A 17106-nucleotide genomic window follows, 5' to 3' on the forward strand; every position below is an offset into this window, starting at 1 on the left:
GACGGCACGGCCGATGATACGGAACCGAGGACAACGCATGAGCGCACCGTGGCAGCGGACCGCCGACGGAGCCAACCTGCTGGCGGCCGACGGCTCCCTCGGCGTGACGATCTTTGAGGAAATCACCACGCTGGCCCAGGAGACCGGAGCAATCAACCTCGGCCAGGGCTTCCCGGACGAGGACGGGCCGGCGTCGATCAAGGAAGCCGCGCGTGCCGCCATCGCCGCCGGAGCCAACCAGTACGCCCCTGGTAAGGGCACCATGGAACTGCGCACCGCCATTGCCACCCACCAGGAGCGTTTTTACGCGCTGACGCCGGACCCGGAGACCGAGATCATTGTTACCACCGGGGCCACCGAAGCCATCGCCGCCACCCTGCTGGCCCTGGTCGGACCGGGCGACGAAGTGCTCACCTTCGAGCCCTTCTACGATTCCTATGGCGCCGTCGTCGGCCTCTCCGGCGCGACGCACACGACCGCTCCCCTGCTCGCCCCCGATTTCCAGCCGGACATGGACGCCCTGGAAGCCGCCTTCACGGAGCGCACCAAGGTGGTCCTGATCAACAACCCGCACAATCCCACCGGCGCCGTCTTCGGGACGGACGTGCTGGGCAGGATCGTCGAGCTCGCAGCAAAGTACGACGCCGTTATCGTTACCGATGAGGTGTACGAGCACCTCACCTTCGGCCTGCGGCACATCCCCATCGCGACGCTGCCGGGCGCGGCCGAGCGCACCCTGACCATCTCCTCAGCCGGCAAGACCTTCTCCTTCACCGGCTGGAAAATCGGCTGGCTCAGCGGGCCGGCCGAGCTGGTTGCGGCGGTCCGGACCGTCAAGCAGTTCCTCAGCTACAGCTCCGGCACACCCTTCCAAAACGCCATCGCCGGCGGCCTCGCCCTCGGCGACGACTTCTATCGGGGCATTGCGACGGATCTGGCCGGCAAGCGGGACATCCTCAGTGGAGGGCTGCGCGCGGCCGGGCTGAAGGTCCTGCCGTCGCAGGGCACGTACTTCATCAACGTGGACGCCGCGGCCCTGGGCATCACCGACGCGACCGCACTGGCCCGCCGGCTCCCATCGCTGATCGGTGTCGCGGCGATTCCCGTCCCGGTGTTCTGCCACCGCGAAGGCGCCGAACGGACCAAATCCCTGCTCCGCTTCGCCTTCTGCAAGAAAACGTCCGTACTGGAGGAAGCCGCAGCCCGGCTGGCCACGCTCAAGGACCGGCTATAGCCCGTGGCGGATAAAACACGCTTCCTGCGCACCACCGGCCAGCACGCCACGATTTCCCCGGACGGATTCACGGACGGCGCCTTCGTGCTGAGCATCGGCGGCGCGGAACAATCGCACGTCAACCTGGCCCATGCGGAAGAAATCTTCTACGAGTACCTGCGCAGAATCGGGCACATCGTTGACCTGGCCGCCCCGGCGGGCGAGCCGATCCGCGTCCTGCACCTGGGCGCCGGCGCCCTCACCCTGGCCCGCTACATCCAGGTGACCCGCCCGGGCTCCGTCCAACACGCCGTCGAACTGGAGCGCGAACTCCTCGACTATGTGCTGCAGCAGCTCCCCCTGCCAGCCGGGACCGCACTGACCACGCACATCGGCGACGCCCGCGAAGTCCAGGCCGCGCTCCCGGGCGATCTGTTCTTCGACGTCATCATCCTGGACATCTTCTCCGGCCCCGACGCTCCCGAGCATATTGCCTGCACCGAATTCTACGAGGAAGCCGCCGCCCGGCTGTCCCCCGGCGGCGTGCTGATCGTGAATGTCGGAGATGAACCCGCGCTGACGCTGGTGCGCAGCCAGGTCAGTGCCCTGCGGCGCGCCATGACGGGCTCCGGACCAGAGGTGACGACGGATGTGACGGCTGAAGCCACTGTTGACCCGGGGAACAGCTTCCGGACCGGCGACGTCGCGGCCTTTGCCGAAACCGGCATGTTCGCCGGCCGTTATCCCGGCAACATCATTTTGATCGGCACCACAGTGCCATGGCCCGAAGATTGGACCGCCGAACTCACCGCCCGCGGCCCGCACCCGGCGACTGTGCTGACGGGCGTCGAGCTCGACCGCATCGCCGGCTGACCTGCCGTCCCGATGTTCACCTGCCGGGTCTCTGAGCGCTGTGAGGGAAGCTAACGAAAGTAGTTTCAACCCGTGGGGTGGCCGGTGCCCGGACCGCGACCCTGGGCGTATTCGTCGCCGCCGCAACTTGCTAATTGGAATAATGCTTCCCATGGGGGTGACAATTATGAAAAAATTCGAGACTCCAAAGGTTGTCTTAATATTTGCGGTTCTCGGCGCCGTTCTTTGGGCGACTTTGGGAGCAATCGACGTAGCCACAGGCAGTATCCGATGGAAGCCGGTGCTCTTGTTTGTTCTCGCTGCCGTATGGCTCGGCATAGGTCTCGTTGCCGCAGCCCAGCTGCGGCGACGATAGGTTCCGAACTCAACCTGAACTATCCGAGCGGCGCTCTTGTGGGCGGAACAATTCTCGGGCCTGCCTGCGTTGCCGGCGGCATCTCCACCGGCGTTGCCGGCCTTTTTGGCGGCTTCATTTCTGGCTCGATCATTCAAATCTTTTGGGCTAATGGATAGTAAAGATGACTGAAAAAATTCGGGTTTCCGCCACAAGGCATCAGGACTCTGGATATGGTGAAATTTAGTGTTCAGGACTCTGGATATGGGTTCGTTGTGCTCTCACTCCTTTTTGGGATCGTGCATGGAGCAGGTTTGGTGTATTCGCTGGTCCTTGCAAAGTGGGCTGCATTTGCCGTTCTCGTTGTCGTGGTGGTCGGGATGACTGTGGCATTCCTATTCCTTTACCGACTCTCGGCACCATCATGGCCACACGGAAAACATGATGACGAGGAATAGTGAATGACGGACGTTGGCCCTAACGGGGCCCGCTACTACGACCCCGCCACCGGCCGCTGACGACCCACCGGGAAAGCTTCTGCCAAGATGCTGTCTCATTTCCTAGGAAGCGGGACGGTCACGCAGAGACCGCGGCGGAGCAAGGGAAGAGCCAATCGGGCTGTGCCAAAGCTATACCCACACGAGCGTTTCAAAACTGCAGCTACAAAAACGACTACTGGGACGCCCAAGTACCGCCCCGAACGACCGTCTTACTTCGGCTGGTCGGTGGGTGATTCGACCTGGTCGAACGCCGCGGAAAGTTCTTCGGCTGCGGGAAGAGCATCTCTTTCCTCGGCGGGCAGTGTTTCGTAGGTGTAAGTGGACACCGCCATGGGCGAGTCCGCCCTGCCCAGCGCGTACCGGACGGTATGCTCGTTCTTGCTCCCGCAGATCAGAATGCCCACCGTCTCACCATGGGCAGGGAGCTTGAGTTTGTCGTCAACCAACGCGACGTAGAAGCGCAGCTGCCCATAACGCCGGCCAGTTGAACTTCTACGTCGCCGCAGTCAACGACATGCTCCGGCTGCCCAGGCAGACCCCAACTGTCGGGATCCTAGTGTGCGGATCCAGGAACGAGCGCACGGTGCGCTACGCACTCGACGGTTCAGCCCAACCCCTGACCGTAGCGTCCTACACGTACGAAGCACTTCCGGCTGATGAGCAGGCTACCCTGCCGTCCCCGGCCGCCATCACCGCAGCGCTCGGGCACGACCCCGCGGGCGCCCCCGACGCGTGACGCGTTGATGGATCAGCGCCAGGCCGCTGTGCGGTCGTTCCAGACTTCCTCACCCGACGCGCTTGCGCCGCGGCATTTCAAGGTTTGTCGGGCCCGGATCGGCGTTGCCGCCCCATGCCTGGAGATACGGCGCCCGAGCTCTGATAGGCAGATAAAACGCCGCTGACATGCGGATTTGTCCTGATGATGCATTTAATGAATCATTGATTCAGAGTTTGAAGCGGGTTTGGGAGGCGGAATGGCAGTCGATGGATCAGGGCGGGTTCACCTTGTGGGCTCCATTCAGCTGCTCCATCCCGAACAGCAGACGTTCGATGAGATGCTGGACGGCTGGCGCAACCAGCAGCTCTCACGCAACCTGAAGTTCGACACGATTGACCAGCGCAGCCGGTATGTTCGCAGGTTCGTGGACCATGTGAATGAATTTCCCTGGCACTGGATGCCGGCCGACGTCGAGGAGTATTTCGGGGATCTGCGCTCGATCCGGCACCTGAGCCACTCGACGCTGCGGGCCCACCAGTCCGCCCTGCGTCACTTCACCTCCTATGTCGCCAACCCCGATTACGGCTGGGACCGGGTCTGCGAACAGCGCTTCGGCACACATCCCGCCCAGGTCTTCTACGAGTGGAACACCGCCCCGCATGTGCAGGAATTCGAAGGCCGACCCTCCAAACGTCCCTTCACCAGGGAGGAGCTCCAGAAGCTCTTCGACCGTGCAGACGACGAGGTCGAACTCATTGAAGCCTCCGGCAAGAAGGGCTGGCAGGCTGCCAACCGGGACGCGGTCATGCTCAAGGTGGCCTACTCCTACGGGTTGCGGTTCAATGAGCTGCGGCACCTGCAGACCGTCGACCTCGCAAGCAACCCGCACGCGCGCAGATTCGGGAAGTTCGGTGTCTGCAAGGTCCGGTTTGGCAAGTCCCGCCGAGCATCACCGCCCAAGCCCCGCAGCGTCCTGACGGTCTTCGATTGGACCGCCGGCATCCTTGAGGATTGGCTCGCCAACGGCGGAGAACGCTGCACACGCCCGACCTCTTCCCCAGCGAACGCGGCGGTCTGATCGTCGAGTCCACCCTCCTGCGGCGGCTCGGGCGGTATCTCGACGAGCTGGGCCTACCCTCGGACGGGCTGGACCTGCATTCGCTGCGGCGCTCCTACGCAACGCACCTGCCGGAAGACGGATGGGATCAGGACTCTGGACATAGGGCGTGACTGTCGCGATGGCTTCCGTGTGATTCCGGTGTTTTTGTTGAGTGGTCGGCTGTTAATTTTCCCTCAGACGCGATAGAATCTAAGCAAGATAATCGGCGGCTTCGGGAGGGGTGGATGATGGGCGTGATGACATCTCAACTGCCCCTTCCGATGGCCATGGACGCCGGTGCCGTCCCGATTGGTCTGGCGGTGTCGCTGGTCGAGGATGAGACGGGTGGCAGGGCTTTTGTTCATGGGGAACTCTCTTACGCCTGGGATGTCGGGGACACCGCGACGCGCCGGTTCACGGCGGCGAAACTGGCGGACATTAAGGCCGCGTCGGTGGCGGAGATTTCTGCCGCTTTCGGTGTGGATCCGGGCACGTTGTGGCGCTGGCGCCAGGTCCTGGCCATGGATGGGGTGTTGGGTCTGGCCCCGGAAAAGCCGGGCCCGAGGGGGCCCAGCCGGCTGACGGAATCCATGATGTCCGAGATCCGCGCCTTGCGCTCCACCGGCCTGCCACTGCGCGCAGTCGGTGCGAAAGTGGGTGTCTCCGAATTCACCGTCCGGCGGACATTGGCCATGGAAACCGCCGCACAGGAACCGGCCACTGCGCACCCGTCCCGGCAGGACCCGGAAGCCGGTCCCGTCATCACCGAACCGGCGGAAGGGCTGCCGGTTCTGCCGGCTGCGGCGGACCGGTCCGGGGAACGGGCCTGGGCCCGGACCGGGCTGCTGGAATGCGCGGCCCCGGCGTTCGCCCCGGCGGCCCGGGTGCCGTTGGCCGGGCTGTTCCTGGCCCTGCCCGCCCTGGTGAACACCGGATTGCTGGAGTGTGCGAAGGATGTCTTCGGGGCGTTGCCGAACGGGTTTTACGGTCTGGACACCATCCTCACCGGGGCGGTGTTTCAGGCCCTGGCCGGGGAACCCCGGGCCGAGGGGATAACCCGGATCGACCCGGTCGCGATGGGACGGGTGCTGGGTCTGGACCGGGCGCCGGAAGTGAAAACCCTCCGCCGCAAAACCGCGGCCCTGGCCGGGACCGGCAGGGCCGGGGAACTGCTGACCGCGATGGCAACCAGACACCTGAACGGCAGCGGTGACGAGGAGGGCGGGGGTCTGGCCGCGGTGCTCTACGTTGACGGGCATGTCCGCGCCTATCAGGGCACGAGGAAGATCGGGAAGGTCCATTCCACGAGGTTGAAGTTCCCGGTCCCGGCGACCGAGGAGACCTGGGTCGCCGACGGACACGGGTCCCCGGTGCTGGTGGTCATGGCCGAACCCGGGGCCGCGCTGACCGGGGAACTGCGCCGGCTCCTGCCGACCCTGCGATTGATTATCGGCGATGACCGCAGGGTGCTGGTCGGTTTCGACCGGGGCGGCTGGTCCCCGGCCCTGTTCCAACACATGAGTTCAGCAGGTTTTGATGTGCTGACCTGGCGCAAGGGCACCACCGGGGACATCGACGACTCCCTCTTCAGCGAGGTCACGCACACCGATGAACACGGACAAACCCGGTCCTGGGCCGCGGCCGACATCCGGGTCGAGGTGCCTGTCGGAACTACCGGGGAAGTGTTGTCGATGCGCCAGATCAGCCGCAAGGTCAAGGTCCCGGCAGGCGGGTTACGGCAGATCCACATCCTCACCACCGACACAGACCTCGCTACCGGGGAAGCGATTTACCGTATGGGTGCCAGGTGGCGGCAGGAGAACTACTTCCGCTACGCCAGGATCCGCTTCGCCCTGGATTCCCACGACGCCTACACCAGTACCGATGATGATCCGGAACGGTCGGTGCCGAACCCGGCCAAACGCAAGGCCTACCAGAACGTACTTACCGCCAAAACCCGGTACGGGAAGGCCCTCGCCGACACCGATGCCGCGTTGCTGGCGGCCCGGACCCCGGCGCCGGGAACGGCCACGGTCCTGATCACCAATGCCGGGCACAACGCGATCACCGCGGACCTTTTCACCGCCCAAACCGTCTTCGAGGAGGCGCAGGCGGTGCATAAGGAGATCCCGGCCCGGGTACCCCTTGGTGACATCGCCCCGGGCCAGCAGGTCCTGGACACCGAGACGAAACTGCTCACCCACGCGATCCGGATGGCCGCGTTCAACACCGCGTCCACCCTGGCCAGGGAGATCCGCACCAACACCGGCTACGCCCGCGCCGACGACGAAGCCCACGCCCTGATCCGGCAGGCTCTCACGACCAGCGGCGACATCGACCCCGGCCGGGACGGCTACCTCACCATCCGCCTCGACCCCCTCCCCACCAAACGGGCCACGGCCGCGATCGCCGAACTCTGCGACCACCTCACCAGCACCGAAACCCGTTACCCAGGCACGGACCGGATCCTGCGATTCGAGACAAAGAAACGCGAAACGTCGCTCAGCGATTAAAGCGCTAGGTCAGGAGTCCTGGGGATCCTAGATTCGTGCAATACCAAATTGGCCACGAGTACGCCTCCACCACCGGAATCTACCAATTCGTCAGCGACGACTTCCGCAGCAGTACTCTGCGTGCCTCGCTGGACCGCACGATGGATGAGGCCCTGGGCCAGCAAAGGGGAGGAAAGCTGTGAAGCGCGAAGTCGAATACACGTGGCGGCTCTCCGAACTCATGGCGGCCCGGGGCCTTCACAACACCACCGATCTGATCCCCCTGCTGGCCGAGCGCGGGATCATCCTGTCCCGGCCGCAGGTCTACCGGATCGTCAACCAGAAGCCCGAGCGCGTCGCGCTGCAGGTCATCGCGGCGATCTGCGACATCTTCTCCTGCGGCCCCGAAGACCTCATCACCGTCACAGCGGCCGACGTCCGGGCACGCAAGACCGGAACGGCCACCCCGCCCCAACGTCGTTGACCTCAACCGCACTGTCCGCCCGCGCCTGGCCCGCGTCATCGACGATGGCCACTGAACTCCCGGAGGGACTCACGCCGCGCAACACCGTCCGAGGCCGTCCCCGCACGAGCGGCTCGGTCCGTGCGCCCGTTGCGGCCGCAACGCCGGCAAGGCCAGGGCGAGCTGGCCCGAAGGGAAGATATGCGGTCCCTGCTTCACCGTGGCGACCCGCATCCACGGCACCTGCCCCGATTGCGGCGAGAACAGACTGCTGCCCGGTCCCCCATCAGCCGTCGACGGACCTCGATGCGGCCCGTGCGCGGGCATCCTCCACGACTTCCATTGCGCCCGCTGTGGTCATGAAGGCGAGTTTACCGCCGTGGCATCTGCGCCCGCTGCGCGCTCAGGGACGACCTCACCGCCCTGCTGCTCACCGATCGGGCGGACCCCACAACCGCAGCCCGGCTAGTCAACGTCCTTTGCGAGGCGGATCGACCCGAAAGCATCATCACCTGGAAACGCTCCGCCAAGGTCCAGCCACTCCTGACAGCCGTCTCGACCGGCCAGACTCCCTTGACCCATGAAGGCCTTAACAGTCACCGCGAAACGGCAGGACGGGCAGCCGACCACCTCCGAGCGCTGCTCATCCACCACGGGCTCCTCCCCCAACAGGACCCGTACCTGAACCGCTTCGAAACCTGGATCGAAGACAAGCTCCGCCCCCTGCCGCCCGAAGTCGCCAAACCCGTCGAACACTTCGCCAAATGGCACCATCTCAGACGCATCCGGGCCATGGCAACACCCGACAAAACGGTCCGCGGCCCGGTGCGCGGAGCCAAACAGGAGAACACCGAAACCATCAAATCCCTAGACTCCCGAAGGCCGACCCGCCATCCCGCAGGGGCAACGTCTTGCCTGGCTAGGGGAACTACTCACCGGCACCAGCGAATCCGTGCCCTACAGAATCGCCGGAATACTGTGGAGTGTTCCCGGTTTAGTGGACACGGGATTATGCTGCGAGTTCGTGAATAGATTTATAGCCTAACTCATATTCTGACGGTGTCAAATATCCCAGAGTCGAATGCCTTCGTTTGGTATTGTAGTAACCCTCGATCCAGAGAAATGTTTCCCGACGCAGGCGTTTTATTGTAGGCCATGGCTTAGTGTGGATCAGTTCCAGCAATAACCCGTCCTCACGCTCACGCGCACTCGGAACATGACCGCGCCACTTGTAATATCCGGACGTGGATACGTCCAGCTTCACACACATGAAGGACACTTCAAACTCATTGGAATCAGCCCAGTCCGCGATCGCAGCAAATTTTACTGCTGGCCGTTCGCGAACCAGGTCGAGACTTTTTTTGCGAAACTCAACTGCATTTCGAGTTTCGCGTTATCTTTTCTCAAACGTTCCAGCTCGGAGCGTTCTTCCTCGCTCAATGGCTTCTCACGCGGTGTTCGCCTTCCGGCTGAAATTTCTTCAACCACTTTCTAATCGTTGTCTCACTAATCGACAACTTCTTTGCAACCTCGCCGACGGTGTATCCACCATCAGCGACCAACGCTACCGCGTCACGCTTATATTCATCCGTGAAACTTCTCCGTGTCGAACCCATAAAAACAGTCTCCTACGTTTAGGAACACGAGCAAATCTCATCCGTGTCCACCAAACCGGGTACGCTCCACTGCTCCTCCTCTACGCTCAACCCCTGGTCCGAGTCGCCGCGCTCCGAACCGACGTGGTCAACATCAACGACACCACCGCCACGGTCACGATCTCCTTTGGCACGCATCCAGTGCCCGTCCCACAGCCCTTCGCGGAACTCCTCACCCAGCACCTCCGGAACCGCCCCAACCTCAGAACAGGATCAGGCGCCGAAAGCCCGTGGCTCTTCCCCGGAATCCAGGCAGGCCAGCACCTCCATCCGAACACGATCATGCTCCGGTGTGTTTCGTCAAATTTAAGTAGGCCGTTTCGGCGCTAAGAATTAGGCCACCTCGGCACGTTTTTAGTCCATTTGAGCGGTTGGCTATTTCATGAGGGCATTTTTGACTCTGTAGGACTCGCCGCGGAACTGCAGCAGCCGCCCGTGGTGCACTAGCCTGTCGATGACAGCGGCGGCCATGTTGTCGTCTCCGAAGACGGTTCCCCATCGGGAAATTCCAGGTTCGTGGTGATGATGAGACTGCGTCTTTCATAGCCGTCCGCGATGACTTGGAACAAGAGCCGCGCGCCTTCGGTGTCGATCGGAAGGTAGCCAAGTTCATCGACCTATGCGGATATCCGCATAGATTGATCTATGCCGAGCCGGTAACTATGCCGAGGTGCTGGGAACGCGGGTACCAGAAGAGGCCCTGCCGCTGGGGTCCGGACAAGAATCGACTGTTCCCATATCGGCATAGTTTCCGTGGGAGGACGCTGGTCATGGAAGCAACGGTGCTTCCATGAAGGAGGCGAAATCTCATGTCTGGACCGAAGAGAAATGACGGTCAACTGGGTGCGCAGGTTGAGGGGTATCGGGCATGGTTGGTGCGGCGGGGCTACACGCCGGGCACAATCCGGAACATGCTCAAGGACATTGGGCGGGTCGGTCGATGGCTCTCTTCCGAGGGGTTGAGGGCCGAGGAGTTGAATGAGCAGGTCCTGAGCGGGTTTTTGTCTGCCCGGAAAGCAGTGGTAACTCGGAGATTCCCTGGCCCGCGGGCTTTGGTGCCACTGCTGGAATTTTTGCGGTACTCCGGTATTGCCCCGGCGGCATCCCCGTTGGCGACAGCACTTGGCGAGCTGATGGATGAATATCGTTCCTGGATGTTCCAGGAACGTGGACTCGCCCCGACAACGGTGCACCGATATGAGAACACGGCACGACGATTCCTCGAGGAACAGTGTCACAGTAGTGGTGTTTTCGTGCCGTCGGCCTTGACGGGGGCGGATGTCAATGCGTTCTTGCTACGGGAGTGCAACAGGGTGTCGGCCGGCTCGGCGAAGGGCCGTGTGGCTGAACTACGGGCCGTTTTGCGTTTCCTGTATCTGCAAGGAATCACCGAGCTGCGGCTGGGATCGGCCGTACCCCCGGTGGGTGGCTGGCGGTTGGCAACTCTGCCGCCACCGACAGTCTCGGCTACCGATGTGCAGTTGTTGCTTGACAGTTTTGACCGCAGCACGCAGCTGGGCGCCCGGGATTTCGCGATTGCGATGCTGGTGGCCCGTCTGGGGCTGCGATCAATCGAGGTCGCACGGCTGGAACTGTGTGACATGGATTGGCGTGCCGGTGAACTGGTGGTTCGTGGCAAGGCCCGCCGGCAGGACCGGATGCCGCTGCTCGCCGGAGTCGGTGAAGCCTTGGTGGCCTATTTGTCGTGTGGCCGGAACCCCGCCGATGCCGTTCATGTCTTCTTGACCTGCCGCGCTCCTCGGGGACCGATCCGTGCCGACTTGGTCGGAGACGTCATTGAACGCGCCTGCAAACGCGCGGGACTACCCAAGTTTGGCCCGCACCGGCTCAGGCATGCCTTGGCTGGTGAGATGCTCAAACAGGGCGCCGGCCTTACGACGATCAGCCAGGTCCTGCGTCACCAGGATCTGGCCACGACGGCTCTTTATGCCAAGGTCGACTTTGACTCGCTGCGCCAGGTGGCCCAACCATGGCCGGGGACGGCACGATGAGCGGGCTGGAGCAGGACCTGGCGAACTATCTGCAGCTGCGCCGTTCACTCGGGCACGAACTCGCTGAAAGCCACCGGCTGCTGCCAGGCTTTGTAGTGTTCCTTGATACCCGTGGATGCACGACGATAACCACGCAGGCGGCGTTGGAGTGGTCGCAGCAACCATCGACAACGGCACCTTCGAGCGTGGGCCCGAGGCGAATGACCGCGGCACGCGGATTCGCCCGCTATCTCTCCGGGATCTATCCCGGCACCGAAGTCCCGCCCTTAGAGCTGATGCCCCACCGCCAGCGATGGCGTCTGCCATTCATCTACTCCAGTACTGATATCGGAGCGTTGATGAGCCAGGCCCGCTGCTTGATTGACCAACCATTGCGGGCGGCTACCTATGAAACCTTGATTGGGTTGTTGGCGGCAACTGGGCTGCGCATTGGTGAGGCCATCAAACTTGACCGCACGGACGTGGACTGGAGCGAGAGAGTGTTGTTGATCCGCGAGTCCAAGTTCGGCAAGTCCCGGCTCGTGCCAGTGCAGGAGAGCACCATCCAGGCGTTGAAGAGTCATGCAACCTTGCGCGATGAACTGCAGCCAACATCAATCGACGCCAGTTTCTTCGTGTCCCTGACCCGCAAGCGCCTCAGCTACCAGGTCGTGCAGCATACGTTCCGGTGCCTGGTGACTGCTGCCGGAATCGGGGCCGATTCGCCCTCCGCCCCCAGAATTCATGATCTAAGACATTCCTTTGCCATTCAAACCTTGCTTGGTTGGTACCGCAGCGACGAGGACGTGCAGGCCAAGATCCCGTCACTGTCAACGTATCTTGGCCACCGCGAACCGGCTTCCACGTACTGGTATCTTTCGGCGGCGCCGGAACTGCTTGCCGTGGCCGCCGCACGTCAAGACGCGCAGTGGATGAAGGCACGCTCATGACGCTCATCGCCTCGACCCTGCAACTGTTCTTCACGGACCGCCTCGCCCAACAGCGCCAAGCTAGTCCCCGCACCATCGCCGCCTACCGAGACACCCTCAAACTCCTTTTGGAGTTCGTGTATGAACAGACCAAGAAATTGCCAGCTCGACTCGATTGGGACGACCTGGACGCGACCATGATCTCCCGGTTTCTCAACCATCTCGAGGACCAGCGGCACAATAGCGTCAGAACCCGCAATGTCCGCCTCACCGCGATCCGTTCGCTCTTCTCCTACGCGGCACTGCGCCATCCCGAACATGCGCTCCTGATCCAGCGAGTGTTGGCGATTCCGCCCAAACGGTTCGAAAAACGCATCGTCACTTTCCTGACGGCACCGGAAGTTGACGCCATGATCGCCGCCCCAGACCAATCCACTTGGGAAGGGCGCCGAGACAAGGCGCTGATGCTGTTGGCCATTCAGACAGGGCTGCGCGTTTCGGAGATCACCGGGCTGAATTGCAATGACGTGACGCTGGGGACCGGCGCCAACGTGCGATGTGAAGGCAAGGGACGCAAGCAACGTAAGGTTCCACTCAATGTCCCCGTCGAAGCGCTACTGCGGGCCTGGTTGAAAGAACGAGCAGTCCAACCCCAGGACCCACTTTTTCCCACACGCATCGGACGCCGCCTCAGCCGCGATGCCGTCGCCCTGCGCGTCAGCACTCATGCCAAGACCGCTACGCAACAATGCCCGTCACTGGAAGGCAAGACAATTCACCCCCACGTCTTCCGCCACACCTGTGCCATGTCCCTGCTCCAAGCCGGCGTTGATACCTCAGTGATCGCATTGTGGCTTGGCCACGCGGGAGTTCGTTCCACGGACGCATATATCCATGCTGACCTCACCATCAAGGAAAAAGCACTCGCCCTCGTGACACCCACAGCGGCAACCCCAGGACGCTACCACCCGACAGACAAGACACTGGCGTTCCTTGAAAGCCTGTAACTATGCCGATATGGGAACAGCCGATTCTTGTCCGGACCCCAGCGGCAGGGCCTCTTCTGGTACCCGCGTTCCCAGCACCTCGGCATAGTTACCGGCTCGGCATAGATCAATTGCCAAAAGCTGGTTCTTGGCCAGGGATGCAAGCTCCTTATCCAGCCGGTCTTCGTCCTTGGCCCGGCGCAGCATCATCACCAGGGACGAGGTGGTGAAGAACCTGGCTTGGATACCTTGCCGGCAGGCGGCCGCCACCAGAGCCGATGCCATGTGGGTTTTGCCGGTGCCCACGTCCCCGTAGAGAACCAGGTCTTGGGAGTGGTTGATGAAGTCCAGCGATTCCAAGGCCTCCCGGCCGTAGTCGGTGGGGAACCGGACACTGCTGTAGTCAAATCCCGTCAGGCTCTTCATGGCCGGCAGCCGCGCGGATTTCAACAGGCGCTGGCGGCGTGATTCCAGCCGGGATTCGTGTTCGGCCCCCGTGGAGGTATTCGCGCTGCTTCGGGGTGCCCTTCTCGGCCCATTCACCCAGCACGCTGCCGGTCAGCGAGGCATGCTTGCCGGCTTCGAGGATGTCCTGAACGGTGATCGGATTCATGCGACTTCTCCCGTGGCGGTGTTCAAGGTGGTGAAGGTGTCATAGACACTCAAATCCACGTTGGCGGCCGCTGGTTCGGTGCCATCGGCCAGGCGGCGGGCGAGCATGCCCAGCATCGCCATGTCGGGGGCGTCCCCGCGCTGGAGCAAGGTCTCTGCGGCGGCCACCGCGGCCTCGAAGCCCGCGGAGCCTGCCGCGGCGTCAACCGCGTTGAAAAACCGGCGCCGTTCGGTGGCCGTTGCCTGATCCAGCCAGTCACGCACCATGTCCGGGACCAGGGGCCGCAGCTGGGAATGGGACCACGCCCCGGGCTTGGTGACCAGCAACGGCACCAGGGAGGCGGGGTCGAAGATCGTCTGTGTTTGATGCCCAAAGGCGCGTGGGAAGGACCTCACAGGTTCGGAATGCTCGTCAAGGATCTCGATGACGTCGTGGCGCAATCCGACGGTCAGGCTGCGCCCGTGGAAGGACGGGCCAGCGGCGTAGGTATTGCCGTCAATGAGCAGGTTCCCGGTCTTGTCGGCCTTCCTGGATTCGTAGCGCACCGGATCGAATCCGATCCCCGGCAGTTCCAGGGACGCCGCCACGTCCTGGGCGAACAGTTCACCCAAGGCCAGGCCCTTGCGATAGTGCGTGGTGCCGGCCAGCGCGTCGCACCGCGCCATCAAAACCTCGTTCAGGCCAGCCAACGTGGCCGCCTCGGGTTCAGGGACCATCAGGTTGCGGCGCAGGAACCCGACAGCGTTCTCCACGTTCCCTTTTTCATGCCCCGAATACGGGTTGCAATACCGAGACTCGGAACGATAGTGCAACTTGAACGCACCAAACAGTTTCGTTTCCACGACCTTGGCCCCGACCCGGCGTCCGATGCCGGTGGCGTTGTCAAAGACCATGTGCCGGGGCACAGCCCCAATGTGCTCGAAGACCGAGCGCAGCCCGTGGCAGACACACTCGGCCGTCTCGCCCAAGTACCCCTGCACGAAGCGCATGTTCGAGAACGGGAAAGTGACCACGAAGATATGCAGGGTCTGTCGAATCCCGGCAATGATCGCCTCAGCCTGCCCGAAGTCGACCTGCACCGTTCCGGCAGGCCACACCAACTCGGTAAAGCCCTCCCCGGCCTGCCGGTGCCTGGCCGTCCACTTCTTCACGAACCGTTGGACCGGTGAATACGTGGCCGTGTAACCATGCTCATCCACCAACCGGTCAAAGATCCGTTTGGCCGTATGCCGCTGCTTGCCATTCCTGCGCTGATCCTCACCCAACCACGCTTCAATGATGTGCTCAAACCCGGTCAACACCGAGGCACCGGGCCTGGCCAAGAGTACCGGGGGCGCCGGGGAGAAATCTTCCTGCCCGGCATACTTGGCCGCCGAGGCCCGGCTGACACCCAACTGTCGGGCGATCTCACGCACCGGGACTCCTCGGGAATCGAGTCTTCTGATATTTTCTTGTACGGACATGGGTACCGTCATCTGCTTTCTAGCCCTTCCGGCGCATACGCTTCGCAATGGCAGCGCCGTAAGGAACTTATCGGGGAGGTGGCGGGCCCATGTCCCTGACACTCTCGGCAGGGCCCCGAACCACCGGGTGATCTCTATCTCCAAGCCAGCCCGGGAAATGACGATTCCGGGAAGAAACGACTGGCCTGATTCTTACCGCTCTTTTGGCCTAAAACGAGCCACCAACTTGGCCCACATTCTTGGCTGAAACGGCCTACAAATAGTTGATCACACACATCCGGCTCCGTGGCCTCGGAATTGAACTGCTCGGCGCACAAAACACGGCCCTGGACGAGCACCTCTCCGTCACTCCGCCACCACTGGTCGCCGATGCACTCGGTTACAGCTATCAGGTGGCGTTCCTCCACGCCGACGCCGCAGGCGAACCGTGGTCGCGATACGTCGACCGGCGGACTGATCCCTGACCAGTGCAGGGCAGACATTGAATCAAGCCGGGCGCGCTGCCCTAGAAGGCCGAGTGAATGTCAGATGCATGTGTTTGACTGTGCTCATGCTGAGTGAAAAATCAGATCCGAGCGGAGCTGCCCACATCAAACAATGGGCGATGAACCTAAGAGGTCTGGGCCCCGATAGGCCTCCCCGGACCTTTGTTCAAAAAATGCTCCATCCTGGCTTGGTACCTGCAAGCGGCGGCGGCATTACGGCGGTTCAACCCATTGGGCAGCTATACGTCGCTGGCGAAAATAGCCAGTCGCTCGCGCTGCTCCACGTGCTGGATGGAGAGGCAGCTCCAGGTGAGGGGACTAATGCTCACACGTGATGCCCTCCTAGGGGGTCTGCTTACGCTAGTCGCCGACCGGCGCTGCCAAGTGCTCCCCGAAATGTCGCTGGCAGTGCAAGGCCAACCTCAAACTGTCTTCTACCCGCTTACCGGTCATCTCGACTCATTGCTCGGAGCGCCCATGCCAGACTGGACTGACGTGGAGCGCAACGTCAGAGATGCCCTGGCTCGCATTAGTAGCCTGCATGACGAAGACGCGGAGGTAGTGTGTTCGGCCATGCACCTTCATTACTGCGCCAGCCTTCTACTTCCCAGGGATATGACCGGAGCATATGCTCTGGTTGTTGCAGGGCTAGAGACTCTTGCTATGCGCTTCGGGAACCCACCTAAGTCGTGGGAAGCCTGGGACCAATCCGACTCATGGGAAAAATTCTTCAAAAGCCAAGCGCTCACAGAGAAGCAGTCGTCTGCGTTCCGGGACCGTCTCATCGCGGACAAGCACATGCGCCTTGCCGAGACGTTTGGAACGTATGTCTCTGAAAGGCTCCCCGACGGATTTTGGGACGAGGAAGTCAAGACGTATGTGTGGGGCATCGACGGGTCCACCGGAGCCCCATTGGAGGGATCATGGTCCGAAGGAGAGCCGCGCGATCGCCACTTCGGAATTGACCGAAGCAAGGTAAAACAGGCCTTCAAGAAGGCTTACCACGCTCGCTCACAGTTCATGCATGCGGGAAGACAAACGGTAACTTTTGTCGATGACTTGTTTGGCGATGACCGCGAACGGAATCGCTCAAGGGTCTCCTTTGCACAGGCGCGCGCTGCGCTAAGGCGCCTTATCCTCTTGGAGCTGGACGATCTAGGCGATCCGGATCCCGCTGGTCTTGAAGACGTTGGGTTTGAATTTACAGAGCCGCCCGCACAGAACCCGGCTACGTAGAAGCCCGCAGGGACAAGATCAGTGCATCTCGACGAGTTTTGATGATTTCGTTCGAC

The 17106-nt window shown here is 62.3% G+C and carries 20 protein-coding genes and 1 pseudogene; 12 read left to right on the top strand and 9 right to left on the bottom strand.

Annotation, left to right across the window (positions count from 1 at the left end; all coding sequences use genetic code 11):
• Positions 1–37: 37 nt before the first annotated feature.
• Together ACLLJI_RS12805 and ACLLJI_RS12810 are read left to right on the top strand one after the other, a co-directional pair.
• Positions 38–1234 carry an aminotransferase class I/II-fold pyridoxal phosphate-dependent enzyme gene (locus ACLLJI_RS12805; RefSeq protein WP_434612791.1) on the top strand — a complete coding sequence of 399 codons (1197 nt, stop codon included), beginning with the start codon at positions 38–40 and terminating at the stop codon, positions 1232–1234.
• A gap of 3 nt (positions 1235–1237) precedes the next feature.
• Positions 1238–2086 (top strand): spermidine synthase, encoded by an 849-nt coding sequence (locus ACLLJI_RS12810; RefSeq protein WP_434612793.1) that lies wholly within the window; start codon positions 1238–1240, stop codon positions 2084–2086.
• Positions 2087–3129: 1043 nt separating this feature from the next.
• Here the strand turns inward: ACLLJI_RS12810 and ACLLJI_RS12815 are convergent.
• Complete coding sequence (locus tag ACLLJI_RS12815; protein WP_434612795.1) at positions 3130–3366, bottom strand: PDDEXK nuclease domain-containing protein; 237 nt, start codon at positions 3364–3366, stop codon at positions 3130–3132.
• 38 nt (positions 3367–3404) lie between these two features.
• Here ACLLJI_RS12815 and ACLLJI_RS12820 point away from each other — a divergent pair, with 38 nt between their 5' ends.
• From ACLLJI_RS12820 to ACLLJI_RS12840, 5 genes are all read left to right on the top strand, one after another.
• A complete protein-coding gene (locus tag ACLLJI_RS12820) occupies positions 3405–3656 on the top strand; it encodes a PDDEXK nuclease domain-containing protein (RefSeq protein ID WP_434612797.1) in 252 nt (83 codons plus the stop codon).
• 238 nt (positions 3657–3894) lie between these two features.
• Positions 3895–4716, top strand: coding sequence for a phage integrase N-terminal SAM-like domain-containing protein (locus tag ACLLJI_RS12825; protein ID WP_434612799.1), 822 nt, complete (start codon positions 3895–3897; stop codon positions 4714–4716).
• 266 nt (positions 4717–4982) lie between these two features.
• The gene (locus ACLLJI_RS12830) at positions 4983–7250 is read left to right on the top strand and encodes a putative transposase (RefSeq protein WP_434612801.1); all 2268 of its coding nucleotides are present in this window, start codon (positions 4983–4985) and stop codon (positions 7248–7250) included.
• Positions 7251–7285: 35 nt separating this feature from the next.
• Positions 7286–7432 (top strand): hypothetical protein, encoded by a 147-nt coding sequence (locus ACLLJI_RS12835; RefSeq protein ID WP_434612803.1) that lies wholly within the window; start codon positions 7286–7288, stop codon positions 7430–7432.
• Positions 7429–7713 (top strand): helix-turn-helix domain-containing protein, encoded by a 285-nt coding sequence (locus ACLLJI_RS12840; protein WP_434612805.1) that lies wholly within the window; start codon positions 7429–7431, stop codon positions 7711–7713. Before ACLLJI_RS12835 ends, ACLLJI_RS12840 begins: the two co-directional genes overlap by 4 nt.
• A 444-nt stretch (positions 7714–8157) precedes the next feature.
• On the opposite strand, the gene ACLLJI_RS12845 is transcribed toward ACLLJI_RS12840, so the two are convergent.
• From ACLLJI_RS12845 to ACLLJI_RS12865, 5 genes and pseudogenes are all read right to left on the bottom strand, one after another.
• Positions 8158–8466 carry a hypothetical protein gene (locus tag ACLLJI_RS12845; protein ID WP_434612807.1) on the bottom strand — a complete coding sequence of 103 codons (309 nt, stop codon included), beginning with the start codon at positions 8464–8466 and terminating at the stop codon, positions 8158–8160.
• 235 nt (positions 8467–8701) lie between these two features.
• A complete protein-coding gene (locus ACLLJI_RS12850) occupies positions 8702–8962 on the bottom strand; it encodes an integrase core domain-containing protein (protein WP_434612809.1) in 261 nt (86 codons plus the stop codon).
• Between the two features lie 53 nt (positions 8963–9015).
• Positions 9016–9180, bottom strand: coding sequence for a hypothetical protein (locus tag ACLLJI_RS12855; protein WP_434621759.1), 165 nt, complete (start codon positions 9178–9180; stop codon positions 9016–9018).
• Entirely contained in the window at positions 9129–9308 is a 180-nt protein-coding gene (locus ACLLJI_RS12860) for a transposase (RefSeq protein WP_434612811.1), read from the bottom strand. Before ACLLJI_RS12860 ends, ACLLJI_RS12855 begins: the two co-directional genes overlap by 52 nt.
• Positions 9309–9722: 414 nt before the next feature.
• Positions 9723–9964: pseudogene (locus ACLLJI_RS12865) on the bottom strand (ATP-binding protein); the annotation flags it as partial.
• 192 nt (positions 9965–10156) lie between these two features.
• On the opposite strand from ACLLJI_RS12865, the gene ACLLJI_RS12870 reads away from it, so the two are divergent.
• From ACLLJI_RS12870 to ACLLJI_RS12880, 3 genes are read left to right on the top strand one after another with little or no spacing between them, the layout of a single operon-like run.
• Complete coding sequence (locus ACLLJI_RS12870; RefSeq protein ID WP_434612234.1) at positions 10157–11359, top strand: tyrosine-type recombinase/integrase; 1203 nt, start codon at positions 10157–10159, stop codon at positions 11357–11359.
• Positions 11356–12288 carry a tyrosine-type recombinase/integrase gene (locus ACLLJI_RS12875; RefSeq protein ID WP_434612232.1) on the top strand — a complete coding sequence of 311 codons (933 nt, stop codon included), beginning with the start codon at positions 11356–11358 and terminating at the stop codon, positions 12286–12288. The genes ACLLJI_RS12870 and ACLLJI_RS12875 overlap by 4 nt, the downstream gene beginning before the upstream one ends.
• Positions 12285–13274 carry a tyrosine-type recombinase/integrase gene (locus ACLLJI_RS12880; protein WP_283562473.1) on the top strand — a complete coding sequence of 330 codons (990 nt, stop codon included), beginning with the start codon at positions 12285–12287 and terminating at the stop codon, positions 13272–13274. Before ACLLJI_RS12875 ends, ACLLJI_RS12880 begins: the two co-directional genes overlap by 4 nt.
• On the opposite strand, the gene ACLLJI_RS12885 is transcribed toward ACLLJI_RS12880, so the two are convergent.
• From ACLLJI_RS12885 to istA, 3 genes are read right to left on the bottom strand one after another with little or no spacing between them, the layout of a single operon-like run.
• On the bottom strand, positions 13275–13703 hold the full coding sequence (locus ACLLJI_RS12885) for an ATP-binding protein (protein ID WP_434612813.1): 429 nt from the start codon (positions 13701–13703) through the stop codon (positions 13275–13277). It abuts the gene before it with no gap.
• On the bottom strand, positions 13657–13866 hold the full coding sequence (locus tag ACLLJI_RS12890) for a hypothetical protein (protein WP_434612815.1): 210 nt from the start codon (positions 13864–13866) through the stop codon (positions 13657–13659). Before ACLLJI_RS12890 ends, ACLLJI_RS12885 begins: the two co-directional genes overlap by 47 nt.
• Entirely contained in the window at positions 13863–15329 is a 1467-nt protein-coding gene (gene istA, locus ACLLJI_RS12895; RefSeq protein ID WP_434612817.1) for an IS21 family transposase, read from the bottom strand. The genes ACLLJI_RS12890 and istA overlap by 4 nt, the downstream gene beginning before the upstream one ends.
• Positions 15330–15592: 263 nt before the next feature.
• Between istA and ACLLJI_RS12900 the strand changes: the two genes are divergently transcribed.
• Positions 15593–15793 carry a hypothetical protein gene (locus ACLLJI_RS12900; protein WP_434612819.1) on the top strand — a complete coding sequence of 67 codons (201 nt, stop codon included), beginning with the start codon at positions 15593–15595 and terminating at the stop codon, positions 15791–15793.
• Between the two features lie 498 nt (positions 15794–16291).
• Complete coding sequence (locus ACLLJI_RS12905) at positions 16292–17050, top strand: hypothetical protein (RefSeq protein ID WP_434612821.1); 759 nt, start codon at positions 16292–16294, stop codon at positions 17048–17050.
• Positions 17051–17106: the final 56 nt, after the last annotated feature.

Origin of the sequence: Arthrobacter sp. A5 (assembly GCF_051131705.1) — a bacterium.
Taxonomy (GTDB): domain Bacteria; phylum Actinomycetota; class Actinomycetes; order Actinomycetales; family Micrococcaceae; genus Arthrobacter_M.